At 60.1% G+C, this 17,344-nt stretch carries 16 protein-coding genes; 8 read left to right on the forward strand and 8 right to left on the reverse strand.

Annotated elements, in window-relative coordinates; translation table 11 throughout:
- Positions 1 to 18: 18 nt before the first annotated feature.
- Both AWX27_RS18665 and AWX27_RS18670 read right to left on the reverse strand, forming a co-directional pair.
- The gene (locus AWX27_RS18665; protein WP_060424345.1) at positions 19 to 1,299 is read right to left on the reverse strand and encodes a DUF3748 domain-containing protein; all 1,281 of its coding nucleotides are present in this window, start codon (positions 1,297 to 1,299) and stop codon (positions 19 to 21) included.
- 132 nt (positions 1,300 to 1,431) lie between these two features.
- On the reverse strand, positions 1,432 to 1,752 hold the full coding sequence (locus AWX27_RS18670; RefSeq protein ID WP_060424348.1) for a hypothetical protein: 321 nt from the start codon (positions 1,750 to 1,752) through the stop codon (positions 1,432 to 1,434).
- Between the two features lie 36 nt (positions 1,753 to 1,788).
- On the opposite strand from AWX27_RS18670, the gene AWX27_RS18675 reads away from it, so the two are divergent.
- A complete protein-coding gene (locus AWX27_RS18675) occupies positions 1,789 to 2,757 on the forward strand; it encodes a threonine/serine dehydratase (protein WP_060424350.1) in 969 nt (322 codons plus the stop codon).
- Positions 2,744 to 3,685 carry an ornithine cyclodeaminase family protein gene (locus tag AWX27_RS18680; RefSeq protein ID WP_060424353.1) on the forward strand — a complete coding sequence of 314 codons (942 nt, stop codon included), beginning with the start codon at positions 2,744 to 2,746 and terminating at the stop codon, positions 3,683 to 3,685. The genes AWX27_RS18675 and AWX27_RS18680 overlap by 14 nt, the downstream gene beginning before the upstream one ends.
- A 25-nt stretch (positions 3,686 to 3,710) precedes the next feature.
- Here the strand turns inward: AWX27_RS18680 and yidA are convergent, their stop codons facing one another.
- The 5 genes from yidA to dnaA all read right to left on the reverse strand — a co-directional run bounded on the left by yidA (position 3,711) and on the right by dnaA (position 10,714).
- Positions 3,711 to 4,526, reverse strand: a complete 816-nt coding sequence (gene yidA / locus AWX27_RS18685; RefSeq protein WP_060424355.1) for a sugar-phosphatase — start codon at positions 4,524 to 4,526, stop codon at positions 3,711 to 3,713.
- A gap of 124 nt (positions 4,527 to 4,650) precedes the next feature.
- A complete protein-coding gene (gene gyrB, locus AWX27_RS18690) occupies positions 4,651 to 7,065 on the reverse strand; it encodes a DNA topoisomerase (ATP-hydrolyzing) subunit B (RefSeq protein ID WP_060424357.1) in 2,415 nt (804 codons plus the stop codon).
- Positions 7,066 to 7,083: 18 nt separating this feature from the next.
- The gene (gene recF / locus AWX27_RS18695) at positions 7,084 to 8,169 is read right to left on the reverse strand and encodes a DNA replication/repair protein RecF (RefSeq protein WP_033636531.1); all 1,086 of its coding nucleotides are present in this window, start codon (positions 8,167 to 8,169) and stop codon (positions 7,084 to 7,086) included.
- A gap of 45 nt (positions 8,170 to 8,214) precedes the next feature.
- On the reverse strand, positions 8,215 to 9,315 hold the full coding sequence (gene dnaN / locus AWX27_RS18700; RefSeq protein ID WP_004933892.1) for a DNA polymerase III subunit beta: 1,101 nt from the start codon (positions 9,313 to 9,315) through the stop codon (positions 8,215 to 8,217).
- A 4-nt stretch (positions 9,316 to 9,319) separates the two neighbouring features.
- Positions 9,320 to 10,714 (reverse strand): chromosomal replication initiator protein DnaA, encoded by a 1,395-nt coding sequence (gene dnaA / locus AWX27_RS18705; RefSeq protein ID WP_004933889.1) that lies wholly within the window; start codon positions 10,712 to 10,714, stop codon positions 9,320 to 9,322.
- A gap of 682 nt (positions 10,715 to 11,396) precedes the next feature.
- Between dnaA and rpmH the strand changes: the two genes are divergently transcribed.
- From rpmH to AWX27_RS18725, 6 genes are all read left to right on the forward strand, one after another.
- Positions 11,397 to 11,537: a 50S ribosomal protein L34 gene (rpmH, locus tag AWX27_RS24695; protein WP_000831330.1), complete on the forward strand. Its 141-nt coding sequence runs from the start codon at positions 11,397 to 11,399 to the stop codon at positions 11,535 to 11,537.
- 17 nt (positions 11,538 to 11,554) lie between these two features.
- Positions 11,555 to 11,914, forward strand: a complete 360-nt coding sequence (rnpA, locus tag AWX27_RS18710) for a ribonuclease P protein component (protein WP_004933883.1) — start codon at positions 11,555 to 11,557, stop codon at positions 11,912 to 11,914.
- Positions 11,878 to 12,135, forward strand: a complete 258-nt coding sequence (gene yidD, locus AWX27_RS24700) for a membrane protein insertion efficiency factor YidD (RefSeq protein ID WP_004933881.1) — start codon at positions 11,878 to 11,880, stop codon at positions 12,133 to 12,135. The genes rnpA and yidD overlap by 37 nt, the downstream gene beginning before the upstream one ends.
- A gap of 2 nt (positions 12,136 to 12,137) precedes the next feature.
- Positions 12,138 to 13,775, forward strand: coding sequence for a membrane protein insertase YidC (gene yidC, locus AWX27_RS18715; protein ID WP_049200579.1), 1,638 nt, complete (start codon positions 12,138 to 12,140; stop codon positions 13,773 to 13,775).
- A gap of 96 nt (positions 13,776 to 13,871) precedes the next feature.
- Positions 13,872 to 15,236 carry a tRNA uridine-5-carboxymethylaminomethyl(34) synthesis GTPase MnmE gene (gene mnmE, locus AWX27_RS18720; RefSeq protein ID WP_060424359.1) on the forward strand — a complete coding sequence of 455 codons (1,365 nt, stop codon included), beginning with the start codon at positions 13,872 to 13,874 and terminating at the stop codon, positions 15,234 to 15,236.
- Positions 15,237 to 15,383: 147 nt separating this feature from the next.
- Positions 15,384 to 16,184 (forward strand): MBL fold metallo-hydrolase, encoded by an 801-nt coding sequence (locus AWX27_RS18725; RefSeq protein WP_060424361.1) that lies wholly within the window; start codon positions 15,384 to 15,386, stop codon positions 16,182 to 16,184.
- Positions 16,185 to 16,194: 10 nt separating this feature from the next.
- Here the strand turns inward: AWX27_RS18725 and AWX27_RS18730 are convergent, their stop codons facing one another.
- A complete protein-coding gene (locus tag AWX27_RS18730; RefSeq protein WP_060424364.1) occupies positions 16,195 to 17,313 on the reverse strand; it encodes an amino acid permease in 1,119 nt (372 codons plus the stop codon).
- Positions 17,314 to 17,344 lie beyond the last annotated feature (31 nt).

Raw genomic sequence — 17,344 nt, forward strand, 5'->3', positions numbered from 1 at the left:
CGGGCCGCCAGGCCCGCCTTACACCTCAACCACAAAGATCTGGTTGAACCCCGCTATCTCGCGCATAAACGCCACTTTCTTGCCATCCGGTGAAAACACCACGGCATCCGCCGACGGCGGCTGCGCGCTGCGCTGCGTTAAACGCTGCAGGCGGCCGCCGGCGACCTCGCACAGCATCACGCTGCTGTCGCACACCAAGGCAATCGCCCCGCCCTGCGGGTGCCAGCTGAACGCTGACTGGATGTCATGCTCGCTGCGGCTCACCTGCCGCGGCTCCCCGCCGTTTGGCGACACCGTCCACAGCTGCACCACGCCGCCGTCGTCCTTCATCAAAAATGCGATTTGGCTGCCGTCCGGCGAGCTGCGCAGCCAATGGCGCGGCGCACCGGCAATGCCCGGATAACGACGATCGCCGGTAAAGGTTACCCGCCGCTGCCTGACGCCCTGCGGCGGCGCCGGCAACTCGCTTTCCGTCCCCTGCAACGGCAAAGCGCCCGCCCTGGCGTAATCGGCATCGTTCTCCGGCAGATCGACAATAAACACCTCCGGCAGCTTCTCGCCGGCGGCGGACAGCGTATCGCCGATGAACGCCAGCGCCCAGCGCTGCCGGCTGCCGTCGGCCTTACGATAACCCTCGCGGCCGATCCAGCCTTCTTCGTAGGCGCGATTGATCTGATCGCTGCCCGGCTGCGGCTGCGGCACCGTCTCGCTGACCAGCACGCAATAGTGGCTACCGTCATACTCGCGCGGGTGCTGTTTCGGCGGATTGACCCCGTGCAGCGGCACGGCCACCCCGACGTTGCGCAGATCGCGCGCCGGATCGCGTTCGTGCATGACGTGGTCGTTGTAGGTAAAGCTGAGGCGGCTGCCGTCCGGACTGAAAACGTGCACATGGCTGCCGCCGCGCAGCGCACCGGGCGTGTAGGGGGCGGTGATATCCAGCGCGTCGAGGGTGATGGCCAACTCGCGATCCGGTTCGCTGACGATCACCCCGCGGCGGTGGTGAAAATCATACTGCCAGGCGCTGTCGGGGTGTTCCGGACCGTGGATAAAGGCATAGCGCGCCGGCGCATCGGGACTGACCGTGACCACGCCGACGTGGGCGCCGTGCTGGGCGCGATAAACCACCTCCACCGCGCCGCTGGCGACGTTGACCCGCTCGATGCTCAGACCGGTGAAAGAGGCGCCGCGCGGGCGCACGTCATAAGCCAGCCATTGGCTGTCCGGCGTCCAGACGTTGATATTGGTTAACTGATGCCCGCGAGGGTCGAAAGTCAGTTGTTTTTCCCGATGGCTCATGGCGGTTCTCCTGCGCATGCCGGCACTGAGTCGCCATCTTACCGGATCGGCGACAGCGTTTCACATGGCCTGCGCGGGTAAGGCGGGAGGATTTTTCGGTTCGAAATGACGCAATTATTTTTCAGCGTCTTATCATTTAAGCCAAACGACGGCGTCGGCAGGAAATAAGCGGCCGATTAGGCGTTCGCATTCCTGGCGGCGAAACTCAACGGCGCCCATGCCGTATAGGCGGATGCCGCGAGCGCTATTTTTTTCATTCTCATTTCCTTCATCAAAATAAGTCAGCGGCAGCACCTTCCTTAACGCAAATAAATAAAAAATCGTGTCGCTAAACGACAGGTTAATGATTATTTTCAACGCCAACGCGATGCTCTTCCCCGGCCGTTGCCGCTGGCGGGCCGGGTTGCCCGGCGGTCGGGCGACGGGGTTTACAATCAATACAAAAAAGTACAAACTGGATTTTTAAGTCCAAAACATTCTGGAGCCGGTATGAACGCCCTCTTCGATGCCATTGTTTCTGCCCATCAGCAACTGCGCCCTCAGGTACGGGTCACGCCCCTGGAGCGCAGCGTGCTGCTTTCGCAGCAGCTCGGCTGCGAGCTGTATCTGAAATGCGACCATCTGCAGCACACCGGCTCCTTTAAATTTCGCGGCGCCAGCAACAAGCTGCGGTTGCTGGATAGCGAGCAACGCCGGCGCGGCGTGATTGCCGCCTCAACCGGCAACCACGGCCAGGCGGTCGCCCTGGCGGGGCAGCTGATGGGCGTTGGCGTCACGGTTTATGCGCCAGAGACGGCCGCGAGCATCAAGCTAGACACCATCCGCGCGCTGGGCGGCACCGTGGAATTGGTGCCGGGCGATGCGCTGAACGCCGAACTGGCCGGGGAACAGGCCGCCCGCGAACAGGGAAAAACCTATATTTCGCCGTATAACGACGAGCAGGTGATCGCCGGCCAGGGCACCTGCGGCATGGAGCTGGTTGAACAGCTCACCGGTCTGGACGCCGTGTTCGTGGCGGTGGGCGGTGGTGGCTATATCGCCGGTATCGGCACCGTTTTGCGGCAATTGTCGCCGAACACGCAGCTTATCGCCTGCTGGCCGGAAAACGCCACCAGCATGTACAGCGCGCTGGAAGCGGGCCATATCTTCCCGGTGGAAGAGCAAGAAACGCTGTCCGACGGCACCGCCGGCGGCGTCGAACCGGGCGCCGTGACCTTTCCCCTGTGCCAGCAGCTGATCGACCGTAAAGTGCTGGTCAGCGAGGCAGAGATCAAACACGCGATGCGCCGGATCGCCGCCAGCGATCGGTGGATTATCGAAGGCGCGGCCGGCGTGGCGCTGGCGGCGGCGATCAAACTGGCGCCGGAATATCAGGGGAAAAAAGTGGCGGTGGTGCTGTGCGGCAAAAATATCGTGCTGGAGAAATACCTTAAGGCCATCGCCGATGCGCATCCTTAATCAGCAGCAAATCCTCGCCGCGTTCGACGCCGAGGCCATAACCGCGCTGCTGAAGCAGGGGTTTATCGCCTATTCGCAGCGGCAGGTGCAACAGCCGCCGGTGCAGCATTTCCTGTTCGAACAGGCCGCCGGCGATTGCTGCATCAAATCCGCCTGGCTGGAAGGCGACGAGCTGTTCGTGGTCAAGGTGTCCGCCGGTTTCTATCGCAACGCCGAACGCGGTCTGGCCAGCAATCAGGGATTGGTGATGGCGTTCTCCGCCCAGACCGGCGAACCCCGGGCGCTGCTGCAGGATGAGGGCTGGCTGACCGCGCTGCGCACCGCACTGGCCGGCCGCATCGCCGCCGAGCTGTGCGCGCCGCCGCATATTCAGGCGATCGGCATGGTCGGCACCGGCCTGCAGGCGCGGCTACAGCTGCAATGCCTGAAACCGGTGACCGATTGCCGCGAGGTGTGGGTGTGGGGCCGCAACGAACAGGCGCTGGCGGCGTATCGGCGCGATGCCGAGGCAGAAGGTTTTCGGGTGCTGACCACGCAGGACGCGGCGGAACTGGCGGCGCACTGTCAGCTGATCGTGACCACCACGCCCAGCCGCGAACCGATCTTGCAGGCGGCGGATATCCGGCCCGGCACGCACATCACCGCCGTGGGCGCCGACGCGCCAGGCAAGCAGGAGCTGGCGACCGATCTGGTGGCCAATGCGGACGCGCTGCTGGTCGATGCGCTGGCGCAATGTGCTGACTACGGCGAGATCGCGACGGCTTATCGGCAAAACAGGCTCACTTCAACGCCAATCGTCGAAATGGGCGCCCTCTTGGCGCAGGGCGGGCGGTTGCGAAGCGAGCCGCAGCACATCACCATCGCCGATCTTACCGGGCTGGCGATTCAGGATCTGCAGATCGCCAAAGGGGTGTTGGCGGCAATATAAAGGGGCGCCGCAGCGCCCCGTGTTCTCAGACGTTGAGCACGAACTTCTCGATGGCGCGCGCCACGCCGTCTTCGGTATTGGCGCTGGTGACAAACTGCGCCACCGCTTTCAGCTCGGGAATGGCATTGCCCATCGCCACGCCGACGCCGGCATACTCAATCATCGCCGTATCGTTGGCCTGATCCCCCAGCGTCATGATGTTTTCCCGCGCCACGCCGAGGTGCTCGGCCAGCATTCTCACCCCGGCGCCCTTATCGACGTTCTTATGCAGGATTTCGAGGAAGTAAGGCGCGCTTTTCAGAATGGTGTAACGCTCGCGCGTTTCCGCCGGGATGCGCGCAATGGCGCTATCCAGCAGCTCCGGCTCGTCGATCATCATCACTTTAGGGAAACGCATCTGGCGATCCATCTCCTCCACGCTGCGGTATTTCAGCGGAATACCGGTCATTGCCGCCTCGTGTATGGTGTATTTGCCAATGTCTTTATTCGGGGTATACAGGGTGTCGAAATCAAACGCCTGGTAGTGAACGCCGAACTCGCGCGCCATCTGCTCGAAGTGCAGATAGTCCTCGAAGCCCAGCGTTTCCTGCAGGATGCAGGCGCCGTCGACCGCACGCAGCACCAGTGCGCCGTTATAGGTTATACAGAAATCGCCGGGGCCCTGAATGTCCAACTGGCGCAGATAATCCTGCACGCCGACATAAGGCCGCCCGGTGGCCAGCACCACGTGCACCCCTTTGCGCCGCGCTGCCGCGATAGCCTGCTTTACCGCCGGCGTGATTTGGTGCTGCGGATCCAGCAACGTGCCGTCCATGTCGATCGCAATCAGTTCAATAGCCATTCAACGCTTCTCCCAGTGGTTTTTTCTCATGCTAACGCGTTTCAGCCTCGGCTGTCAGCGCCAAAAAAGGCGTAAAAAAATCCGCGCGGGTCGCCCGGCGCGGATTTTCACAGCCATTAACGCATCAGATATCGATGTTCGCCGCTTTCAGGGCGTTTTCTTCGATAAAGGCGCGGCGCGGTTCAACCGCATCGCCCATCAGCGTGGTGAACAGCTGATCGGCAGCGATGGCGTCCTTGACGGTCACGCGCAGCATGCGGCGGCTTTCCGGATCCATGGTGGTTTCCCACAGCTGCTCCGGGTTCATCTCGCCCAGACCTTTATAACGCTGCACCGACAGGCCGCGGCGCGACTCTTTCACCAGCCACTCCAGCGCCTGCTCGAAGCTGTCTACCGGCTGACGACGTTCGCCACGCTCGATGAACGCACCGTCTTCGATCAGCCCGCGCAGCTTCTCGCCCAGCTGGCAGATCTTGCGATATTCACCGCCGTGGATGAAGTCGAAGTCCAGCTTATAGTCGGTATCCACGCCGTGGGTGCGGATGCGCAGCGCCGGCTCGAACATCTGGCGCTCACGGTTCTCGAAGATCACGAAGTCATAGCTGCTGCCGTGCTGCTCTTTGTCGTTCAGCGCCTGCACCAGCGAAGCGATCCAGGTTTTCACCTTGGCTTCATCGCTGAGATCGCCTTCGTTCAGCGTCGGCTGGTAGATCAGGCTGTTCAGCAGCGCGCGCGGGTAGCGGCGCTCCATGCGGCCAATCAGCTTCTGCACGCCGTAGTGTTCGGCCACCAGTTTTTCCAGCTGCTCACCGCCGAGCGCCGGTGCGCTGGCATTGGTGTGCAGCGTAGCGCCGTCCATCGCGATGGCGATCTGGTACTGATCCATCGCCTCGTCATCTTTGATGTACTGCTCTTGCTTGCCTTTCTTCACCTTGTACAGCGGCGGCTGCGCGATGAACACGTGGCCACGCTCGATGATTTCCGGCATCTGGCGGTAGAAGAAGGTCAACAGCAGCGTACGGATGTGCGAACCGTCGACGTCGGCATCGGTCATGATGATGATGCTGTGGTAACGCAGCTTGTCTGGGCTGTACTCGTCGCGGCCAATGCCGCAACCCAGCGCGGTGATCAGCGTCGCCACTTCCTGCGAGGAGAGCATTTTGTCGAAACGCGCTTTCTCGACGTTGAGGATTTTCCCCTTCAGCGGCAAGATAGCCTGGTTCTTGCGGTTGCGCCCCTGCTTGGCAGAGCCGCCCGCGGAGTCCCCTTCCACCAGGTACAGTTCGGACAGCGCCGGATCGCGTTCCTGGCAGTCCGCCAGCTTGCCCGGCAGGCCGGCCAGATCCAGTGCGCCTTTGCGGCGGGTCATCTCACGCGCTTTACGCGCCGCTTCGCGCGCGCGCGCCGCGTCGATGATTTTGCCGACCACGATTTTCGCGTCGCCTGGATTTTCCATCAGGTAATCCACCAGCTTCTCGTTCATCAGCGTTTCAACCGCGGTTTTCACCTCGGAGGAGACCAGCTTGTCCTTGGTCTGAGAAGAGAACTTCGGATCCGGCACCTTCACCGACACCACGGCAATCAGGCCTTCACGCGCGTCATCGCCGGTGGCGCTGACCTTGGCCTTCTTGCTGTAGCCTTCCTTTTCCATGTAGCTGTTCAGCGTACGGGTCATCGCGGTACGGAAACCGACCAGGTGCGTGCCACCGTCGCGCTGCGGAATGTTGTTGGTGAAGCAGTAGATGTTTTCCTGGAAACCGTCGTTCCACTGCAGCGCCACTTCCACGCCGATATCGTCTTTCACGGTCGAGAAGTAGAACACGTTCGGGTGGATCGGGGTTTTGTTCTTGTTCAGATACTCGACAAACGCCTTGATGCCGCCTTCGTAATGGAAGTGGTCTTCACGGTCGGTGCGCTTGTCCTTCAGGCGGATAGACACGCCGGAGTTGAGGAAGGACAGCTCGCGCAGACGCTTGGCCAGAATGTCGTACTCAAAATCGGTCACATTGGTGAAGGTCTGGTGGCTCGGCCAGAAGCGCACCATGGTGCCGGTCTGTTCGGTTTCGCCCACCACGGTCAGCGGCGCCTGCGGCTCGCCGTGGCTGTAAGTCTGTTCGTGTACTTTGCCTTCGCGGCGGATCACCAGCTCCAGTTTCTCCGACAGGGCGTTAACCACCGAGACGCCCACGCCGTGCAGGCCGCCGGAAACTTTATAGGAGTTGTCGTCGAATTTACCGCCGGCGTGCAGCACGGTCATGATGACCTCTGCGGCTGAAACCCCTTCTTCAGGGTGAATGCCGGTCGGAATGCCGCGGCCGTCATCCTGTACCGATACCGAATTGTCGGCATGGATGGTGACCTGAATGTCACTACAGTGGCCCGCGAGCGCTTCGTCGATAGCGTTGTCCACAACCTCGAATACCATGTGGTGCAGACCGGTGCCGTCATCGGTATCGCCGATATACATGCCCGGGCGCTTGCGCACCGCATCCAGCCCTTTTAATACCTTGATACTTGAGGAGTCATAAGAATTCGACATCAACGTTTCTCGCTCATTTTAGTCCTGTGGTTGAACCTCTATTTTACCCTGTTCCACGCGGAACATCTTGCCCTTTTCACCGGCCATGTCGGTCACTTGTTCAGCGCTGACCGCGCTGACAAAAACCTGGGCCTGGGTGGCTTTCAGGCGATCGGCCAGCAACCGGCGACGGCCGGTGTCCAGCTCGGAGGCAAAATCATCAATCAGATACAGGCAACGCCGCCCGCTCTGCCGGGTGAGAAACTCACCCTGCGCCAAGCGCAACGCGCACATCAGCAGCTTAAGCTGACCGCGCGATAACAAATCCTCTACCGGCGTGCCGTCGGCACGAATGCGGAAGTCCGCTTTATGCGGCCCCACCGCGGTATAGGTCAACGCCCTGTCGCGCTCGAACTGGCGCTCCAGCAGCTCGCCGTAGTCGCTCTCTTTGTCCCAGCCGCGCTGGAAGGAGAAGCTCAGGGCGAATTCAGGCAGAAACTGCGCGCAGGTCGCGGTGATATCCGCGGCGATCGCGTCGCTGTATTCCGCCCGCCATTCGCTGATGCGCTCCGCGAGCGGGATCAGTTCCTGATCCCAAGCGCGGATCTGCGCATAGCGACTCACCTGGCGCAGCGCGGCATTGCGCTGCTTCAGTAACCGTTTCAGGTTGCTCCAGGCGGTGAAAAAACCGGGTTCGTTATGAAAACAGCCCCAGTCAAGGAAGGCGCGCCGGAATTTCGGCCCGCCGTTCAGCAGGGTAAAACCTTCGGGGGTGATCAGCTGCATGGGCAGCAGCTGCGCCAGCTCGGCCACCTTGTGGCCGTCGCTGCCATCGATGCGTACTTTGCTGTCACCCTGACGGCTCTTGCTCAATCCTACCGACAGCTCGCGCTCCGTACCTTCTATGCGGCCGTGCAGCACGAACTCCGGCTGGTCGTGACGGATCACCCGACCGGCCTGCAGGCTGCGAAAGGCGCGGCCGTGCCCGAGCGTATATACCGCTTCCAGCACGCTGGTCTTGCCGCTGCCGTTGGCGCCGACCAGGAAGTTGAATCCCGGCGCCAGCGCCAAATCCGCCGCCTCGATATTGCGGAAATCTTTAATCAATAAACGCGTCAGAGCCATGCAATCTCTTTACCGATGACGGTGCTGTAATTCAAGGTAACGAGACTACAACCGCATTGGCATGACAACGTAGGCCGCCGCCTGGCTGGCGCCGTCTTCGATCTGCACGCTGGAGACCGAGTCGGTCAACAGCAGGCGCACGTCTTCACACTTGAGCGCGTTCAACACGTCCAGCACGTAGCTGACGTTGAAGCCGATCTCCATCTCCGCGCCGTCGTAGCTGACGTCGAGGATCTCTTCCGCCTCTTCCTGCTCCGGGTTGTTGGCGGTGATCTTCAGCTGGTTCTGGCTGACGTACAGCCGCACGCCGCGGAATTTCTCGTTCGAGAGAATGGCCGCGCGCGCAAACGCCTGCTTGAGCAGATCGCAGCCGGCTTCCAGCGTTTTATCCGGGTTCTTCGGCAAGACGCGGCGATAGTCCGGGAAACGGCCGTCAACCAGCTTGGAGGTGAAGATGAAATCGCCGACGTGGGCGCGAATGTTGTTGCTGCCGATCTGCAGCTGCAGCAGCGAATCGCCGCCGTCCAGCAGACGCACCAGCTCCATCACCCCTTTACGCGGCACGATCACCGAATGCGAAGGCAGCTGTTGGCCGATCGGCATCGAACACACCGCCAGGCGGTGGCCGTCGGTCGCGACGGTGCGCAGCTCCTCGCCTTCGGTTTCAAACAGCATGCCGTTCAGGTAGTAACGCACGTCCTGATGGGCCATCGAGAACTGGGTGGCTTCGATCAGGCGCTTCAGCGTCGCCTGCGGCAAGGTGAACTCCACCTCGCTCTGCCAGTCGTCCAGGTTCGGGAAGTCCGCCGCCGGCAGCGTGGACAGCGAGAAGCGGCTGCGGCCGGACCGCACCAGCATGCGCTCGCTCTCCAGCGTGACGGCGATCTCCGCCCCTTCCGGCAGGCCACGGCAGATATCAAAGAATTTACGCGCGGGCACGGTGGTCGCGCCCGGCTCGTGCGGTTGGGACAGGGCGACGCGCGCCACCATCTCCATCTCCAGATCGGTGCCGGTCAGCAGCAGGGAGCCTTCCGTCACCTGCAGCAGCAGGTTGCCCAGGATCGGCAAGGTCGGGCGGCCGCCCAGCGGGCTGCTCACCTGTTGCAGCGGTTTTAGCAGATGCTCACGTTCAACGATAAATTTCATAGCGCTATGAAGATAATGTTCTGATTAAATTGGAGAAATCTTCTTTGATGTCGTGACTTTCCTCACGCAGCTGCTCGATCTTCCGGCAGGCGTGCAACACCGTGGTATGGTCGCGGCCACCAAACGCATCGCCGATTTCCGGCAGGCTGTGGTTGGTGAGTTCCTTCGCCAGCGCCATCGCCATCTGGCGCGGGCGGGCAACGGATCGCGAACGCCGCTTGGACAGCAAATCCGCGACTTTAATCTTGTAATACTCCGCCACCGTCTTTTGAATATTGTCGATGGTGACCAGCTTTTCCTGCAGCGCCAGCAGATCGCGCAGCGCTTCGCGCACGAAATCGATGGTGATGGCCCGGCCGGTAAAGTTGGCGTTGGCGATCACGCGGTTCAGCGCCCCTTCGAGCTCACGCACGTTGGAACGCAGGCGCTTGGCGATGAAGAACGCCACTTCGCCCGGCAGGCGAATGTCGTTCTCGTCGGCCTTTTTCATCAGGATCGCCACGCGGGTTTCCAGCTCCGGCGGCTCGATCGCCACCGTCAGCCCCCAGCCGAAGCGGGACTTCAAACGATCTTCCACCCCGTTGATCTCTTTAGGGTAGCGATCCGAGGTCAGGATGATCTGCTGATTGCCTTCCAACAGGGCGTTAAAGGTATGGAAGAACTCTTCCTGCGAACGCTCCTTGTTGGCGAAGAATTGGATGTCATCGATCAGCAAGGCGTCGACCGAACGGTAGTAGCGCTTAAACTCTTCGATAGCATTGTTCTGCAACGCTTTGACCATGTCCTGCACGAAGCGTTCCGAGTGCATGTAGACCACTTTGGCGTTGGCTTTGCGCGCCATGATGCCGTTGCCGACCGCGTGCAGCAGGTGAGTTTTACCCAGGCCGGTGCCGCCATACAGGAACAGCGGGTTGTAGGCGCCGCCCGGATTGTCCGCCACCTGGCGAGCCGCCGCGCGCGCCAGCTGGTTGGACTTACCCTCGACGAAGTTGTCGAAGGTGTGCTTGGGGTTGACGTTGGAGCGGTAAGAGAGCTCGGGTTGCGCCGCCGCGTTGTCCCAGCTCGGGCGCGAAGGCGCGGCCGTGCGCGCCGCCGGGGCTGCGGGGGCGCTGCTGACGCTGGCGGTCACGGTCTGGCTGATCACCTGCGTGATCGGCTTGCTGCCGACTTCAAAACGCAGCAAAGGCGCATCCGTGCCGCAGAAATCATTCAGCAGACCATTGATGTTGTTTAAGTATTTATCGCGAACCCAATCCAGCACAAAACGGTTAGGCGCGTACAGCGCCAGGGTGTTGTCACTCAGTTCCGCCTGCAATGGGCGAATCCACATACTAAATTCTGTGGCAGGTAACTCATCCTGCAATCGGGCAAGACACTGCTGCCAAAGCGAAAGTGACACGGCGGACTCCACTCGAACAAGATCAATAAAGAAAAGAAACGGGCAACTTTTTTATAACTCATGATTTTTGACACATACCCGGCATCGGCTGTTTGCCTGTGGGGGATGCGAACCGCCTTTCACGGTTTGTGTCCCTCACGATCCCGGTATGAGGGATCGCGATCGGAATGACGGATCATAGCGCAATCCGCGCAAGAGATCCTCCCCTTCCTCACAGATTAGATCCATTTTATCCACAGGCCGCGGCCGGCGGCGATCTTTTCGCCGCTGGCGCCGAATGGCCGCGCAGATCCCGGCCGCTACGCCGCGTTTTTTACATTGTCAACCGGTTATACCCTGTTATCCACGCCGGATCCTGCGATCGCGCGCAAAGGATCTCACGGGGATCCTTGCGATTTCACCCCGAGTCCGTATAATCTTCGCCCTACGTGTGATACCTGGTTCCTTATGGTGCGTCATTAGCCAGACAGGATTCTGCGGTGACCACGGGCCAAGACCGGATTTTGTTCCGTTATTGGCAGACAACCAGGTAGGCTGGCGCGATGCGAATTGACTCAGGACTGTACAATTATTACAATCCCGCTTCTTTATGTATTGCGATTGAGGCGTCGGTCATCTTCACGCCGAGTAGCCAAACGCGTTTACTGATCAGTAATTATTTTAAGTTTAGGTAGAAATCGCTATGAAACGCACTTTCCAACCGTCCGTATTGAAGCGCAACCGTAGCCACGGTTTCCGTGCTCGTATGGCCACCAAAAATGGTCGTCAAGTTCTGGCCCGCCGTCGTGCGAAAGGCCGTGCTCGTCTGACTGTTTCTAAGTAATAAAGCTAACCCGCTGAGTGGTTAAGCTCGCTTTTCCCAGGGAGTTACGTTTGTTAACTCCCACTCATTTCACTTTCGTCTTCCAGCAGCCACAACGGGCTGGCACGCCGCAAATCACCATCCTCGGCCGCCTGAACCAGCTGGGGCATCCCCGCATCGGTCTTACCGTCGCCAAAAAACACGTCAAACGCGCGCACGAGCGTAATCGGATCAAACGCCTAACCCGCGAAAGCTTCCGCCTGCGTCAGCACGAATTACCGGCGATGGATTTTGTCGTGGTGGCCAAAAAGGGGATAGCGGATTTGGATAACCGCGCGCTGACGGAAGCTTTGGATAAATTATGGCGTCGCCACTGTCGCCAGGCTCCCGCATCCTGATCGGGCTGGTGCGGGCCTATCAGCTCGTCATCAGTCCGCTGCTAGGGCCTCGTTGTCGCTTCCAGCCGACATGCTCTCATTACGCAATTGAGGCATTAAGCAGGTTTGGCATGATAAAAGGCAGTTGGTTAGCATTGAAACGCGTATTAAAATGCCACCCTTTGAACCCAGGTGGCGATGATCCGGTGCCGCCAAAAACCGACGATAACAGAGAACACTAACGATGGATTCGCAACGCAATCTTCTCCTCATCGCTCTGCTGTTCGTGTCTTTCATGATCTGGCAGGCATGGCAAACGGACAACGCTCCGCAGCCGGCCGCACAGACCACGCAACAGACTTCGAACGCAGTAGCCGGTGATGCCGCCAGCCAGGCCGTGCCAGCCAGTGGTCAGGGTAAGCTGATTACCGTGAACACCGACGTGCTGTCACTGACCATCAACACCCGTGGTGGCGATATCGAGCAGGCTAAACTGTTGGCCTACCCGGATACTCTGGGTTCATCGACTCCGTTCCAACTGCTGGAAACCACTCCGTCATTCGTCTATCAGGCGCAAAGCGGCCTGACCGGTAAAAACGGCCCGGACAACCCGGCCAACGGCGAACGCCCGCTGTATCAGGCGGCACAGGACAGCTACACCCTGCCGGAAGGCCAGGACGAGCTGCGCATCCCGCTGACCTACACCGATAAAGACGGCGCGGTCTACACCAAGACCTTCGTGCTCAAACGCGATCACTATGCGGTCGGCGTGGATTACAGCATCGACAACAAAGGCGCGACGCCGCTAGAGCTGACCCTGTTCGGCCAGCTGAAGCAGACCACCGAATTGCCTAAGCACCGCGACACCGGCAGCAGCAACTTCGCGCTGCACACCTTCCGCGGCGCGGCGTACTCGTCCAGCGATGACAAGTACCAGAAATACGCATTCGACAAAGACGAAAACCTGAGCGTCACCACCAAAGACGGTTGGGTCGCCATGCTGCAACAGTACTTCGCCACCGCGTGGGTACCGGCGACCAAGGGTGACAACACCTTCTACACCGCCAAACCGGGCGACAATCTGTCCACCATCGGCTTCAAATCTACGCCGGTCGTGGTGCAGCCGGGCGCTCAGCAGCAGCTGAACGCGACCCTGTGGGTCGGCCCGGAGCTGCAGGACCAGATGGCCCAGCTGGCGCCGCACCTGGACCTGACCGTGGATTACGGTTGGCTGTGGTTCATCTCCCAGCCGCTGTTCAAACTGCTGAAGTTCATCCACGGCTTTATCGGTAACTGGGGCTTCTCCATCATCATCATCACCTTCATCGTGCGCGGCATCATGTACCCGCTGACCAAGGCGCAGTACACCTCGATGGCGAAAATGCGCATGCTGCAGCCGAAGCTGCAGGCGATGCGCGAGCGCATCGGCGATGACAAACAGCGCATGAGCCAAGAGATGATGGCGCTGTACAAGGCGGAGAAAGTGAACCCGCTCGGCGGCTGCCTGCCGCTGATCATTCAGATGCCGATCTTCCTGGCGCTGTACTACATGCTGATGGGTTCGGTCGAGCTGCGCCACGCGCCGTTCGCCCTGTGGATCCATGACCTGTCGGCACAAGACCCGTACTACATCCTGCCAATCCTGATGGGCGTGACGATGTTCTTCATTCAGAAGATGTCGCCGACCACCGTGACTGACCCGATGCAGCAGAAAATCATGACCTTCATGCCGGTGATCTTCACAGTGTTCTTCCTGTGGTTCCCGTCCGGTCTGGTGCTGTACTACATCGTCAGTAACCTGGTGACCATCCTGCAGCAGCAGCTGATTTACCGTGGTCTGGAAAAACGCGGTCTGCACAGCCGCGACAAGAAAAAAAGCTAAGCGTATTGTAGGGGTTCGGCGCGCCGACCCTTGCAGTCACACCAAAGGCGGTCATTAGACCGCCTTTTTGCATCTTAATCGTCAGAGAGAACCGTTATGAGCACCACCGATACCATCGTAGCCCAAGCCACCCCGCCGGGACGCGGCGGCGTCGGCATTCTGCGCATTTCCGGAAGCCAGGCCAAAGACGTCGCCCAGGCGTTGCTCGGCAAGCTGCCGAAGCCGCGCTACGCTGACTATCTGCCGTTCCGCGACGCCACGGGCGCCACCCTCGATCAGGGCATCGCGCTGTGGTTCCCGGGGCCGAACTCCTTTACCGGTGAAGACGTGCTGGAGCTGCAGGGCCACGGCGGGCCGGTGATCCTCGATCTGTTGCTCAAGCGCGTGCTGGCGCTGCCCGACGTGCGCATCGCACGGCCCGGCGAGTTCTCCGAACGCGCGTTCCTCAACGACAAACTCGATTTGGCGCAGGCCGAAGCGATTGCCGATCTGATCGACGCCAGCTCCGAGCAGGCGGCACGTTCGGCGATGAACTCGCTGCAGGGCGCCTTCTCCACCCGCATCCACCAGCTCGTGGAAGCGCTCACTCACCTGCGAATCTACGTGGAAGCGGCGATCGACTTCCCGGACGAGGAAATCGACTTCCTGTCCGACGGTAAAATCGAGGCGCAGCTCAACGACGTGATGGCGGATCTGGATAACGTGCGTGGCGAAGCGCGCCAGGGCAGCCTGCTGCGCGAAGGGATGAAGGTGGTGATCGCCGGGCGCCCCAACGCCGGTAAATCCAGCCTGCTCAATGCGTTAGCCGGGCGCGAGGCGGCGATCGTCACCGATATCGCCGGCACCACCCGCGACGTCTTGCGCGAACATATCCATATCGACGGCATGCCGCTGCACATCATCGACACCGCCGGCCTGCGCGACGCCAGCGACGAAGTTGAGCGTATCGGCATCGAACGTGCGTGGAACGAGATCGAACAGGCCGACAGAGTGCTGTTTATGGTTGACGGCACCACCACCGCCGCCACCGAGCCGGCGGAGATCTGGCCGGAGTTTATGGCGCGCCTGCCGGGCACGCTGCCGATCACCGTGGTGCGCAACAAGGCCGACATCACCGGTGAAACGCTGGGTCTGACGGAAGTGAACAACCACTCACTTATTCGCCTGTCGGCCCGCACCGGCGAAGGCGTCGATGTGCTGCGCGATCATCTGAAACAGAGCATGGGCTTCACCAGCAACATGGAAGGCGGCTTCCTGGCGCGCCGTCGCCACCTGCAGGCACTGGAGCTGGCGGCACAGCACCTGGTGCAAGGTAAAGAACAGTTAGTGAGCGCTTACGCGGGCGAGCTATTGGCCGAGGAGCTGCGTCAGGCGCAGCTGGCCTTGAGTGAAATCACCGGCGAATTCACCTCCGACGACCTGCTGGGCCGCATCTTCTCCAGCTTCTGTATCGGTAAATAACGCCGCCAGACGCCTTCACGGCCGGGACAAGCCCTTGTTCCGGCCGTTTTTCTTTCCCGCGCTCGCTCTGCGCGCCGGCTCACAGAGCCGCTACCGCCCTCCACGCTATACTGAAAAGTCAGGAATCTCTCTCAGGAACGAGTCAACATGGCATTGACCCTCAAGGTACTGCTGGAAAACCGCCGCGCCGCCGGCGCCGACCCATTATTGCAGGCCAAGGCCGGGCTAAGCCTGCTGATTGAAGATGAGACGACGTCCATACTGTTCGATACCGGCCCCGACGACAGCTTTCTGCGCAATGCGGCGCTGATGGGCGTCGATCTCTCCCGTATTACCGCAACGGTGCTCTCCCACGGCCACTATGACCACTGCGGCGGCGTCGCCTGGCTGCCGGACAACAGCCGCATCATCTGCCACCCGCAGGTCGGGGATGAACGCTATGCGGCGCTGAAGGTGCTGGGCCACACCCGCAAAATCAAAAAGCTCTCCTTGGATATCGACTACTCGCGCCACCGCATGCACTACAGCCGCGAACCGCTGGCGATCGGCGATCGCTTTATGTGGTCAGGCGAAATCGCGGTACCCGCCCCGCGCGCCTACGGGGTGATCGCCGGGGACAACGCGGCGGTGGATTACGTGATCGACGAAGGGGTGCTGATTTACAAATCGGATCGCGGTCTGGTGATCGTGACCGGCTGCGGGCACCGCGGGATCGTCAATATCGTGCGCCATTGCCAGAAAATCACCGGGATCGATCGGATCCACGCCCTGATCGGCGGTTTTCATCTGCGCTGCGCTTCCCCGCGCACGCTCTGGCGCGTCCGCCGTTTTTTGCGGCAGCATCAGCCGGAAAAGATCATGGGCTGCCACTGTACCGGCGCCTGGGGCCGGCTCTGGCTGCCGGCAGGGATCTCACCGGCCACCGGCGATACGCTGATCCTGGATTAGACGTACCGCCTTACACAAATAGCGTCGCTATCACCGCGATGCCGCAGCACAGCACCGCTATTCCCACCATCTTTTGCCGGCCGTCGCCCCGCTGTAAAAAATACAGTGATGGGATGAAAAAGACGGTCATCACGATAACGGGTATCGACCAGCTCGAGATGATCTTGATAATACTCGGATTAATCGTGCCGATAAGCGTACAGACAATAATGTTCCCCGCGATAATTCCCTTTTTTCCCGCCATGCCGAAGGACGTAATACCGTCGATTACACCAGTCAACGTGCCCATATAAGCACCACCGGTGAGCAAACACAGCAATAGGGCTGCGCCTAACCATGCCATCGAGTTGCCGGTCAAGCCGGCGGTATAAAACAGCGCATCCACATTACGGCCGTTAATGATCGAGATATCATCCAACGTCAGCAAGCGGCTGATAGCGATAACGATCATGGCGATAAACGCCAAGATCAGTATCTTGCCGAACAGAATACTGCGCGCCTGCGGCCGCACGGCGCTTTTCGCAAACCGCTGGATGCACGGGGTAAAGTTAAACGTAAAAAGAAAAATCGGCAGCAGCATCAACGTCTGCAATGAAATGCTCGGCGGCGCAGGCGCCAGCTGAGCCCCAGCAGGTTGTAACAGGAAAAACACCGTCAGGATCGCCACCATCACGATAGAAACCAGTGCCATTCTGGAGATCAGGTGCTCAATTCGCTGGCTAAACGCCAACCATGCAGCCGACAGCATCGCACTCAACAACAGCGAAATACCGCCCCGAATCCAGAATCCATCGTGGAGAAAAGACACGACAACGTTAACCAGAGTAATGAAATTTATCAGCACGATAATGATCATCGACAGAATAAACAGCACACAGACAATTGACGCCGCCCGCTCGCCGATAAACGTCGATGATGCCGCCAGGAAATCTTTCTCCGGGTGCGAAGTGATGAATTTGAAAAAAAGATAGTGCGCCATCATCGATACCGACATGGCGATAACGATAAACAGCGCGAACGCTTTCATCCCCAACACGCCCGGCCCCACAGCCTGGGGCAAAAAGAAAATCCCGGCGCCGAATGCCGTGGAGAAAAAGGTAACTGGCCAATACAGGTGTGAAATTTTCATGATGATGCTCGACCATCATGGCTATGCGGCA

It is taken from the genome of Serratia sp. 2880STDY5682894 (assembly GCF_001537385.1).
Lineage (GTDB): Bacteria > Pseudomonadota > Gammaproteobacteria > Enterobacterales > Enterobacteriaceae > Serratia > Serratia nevei.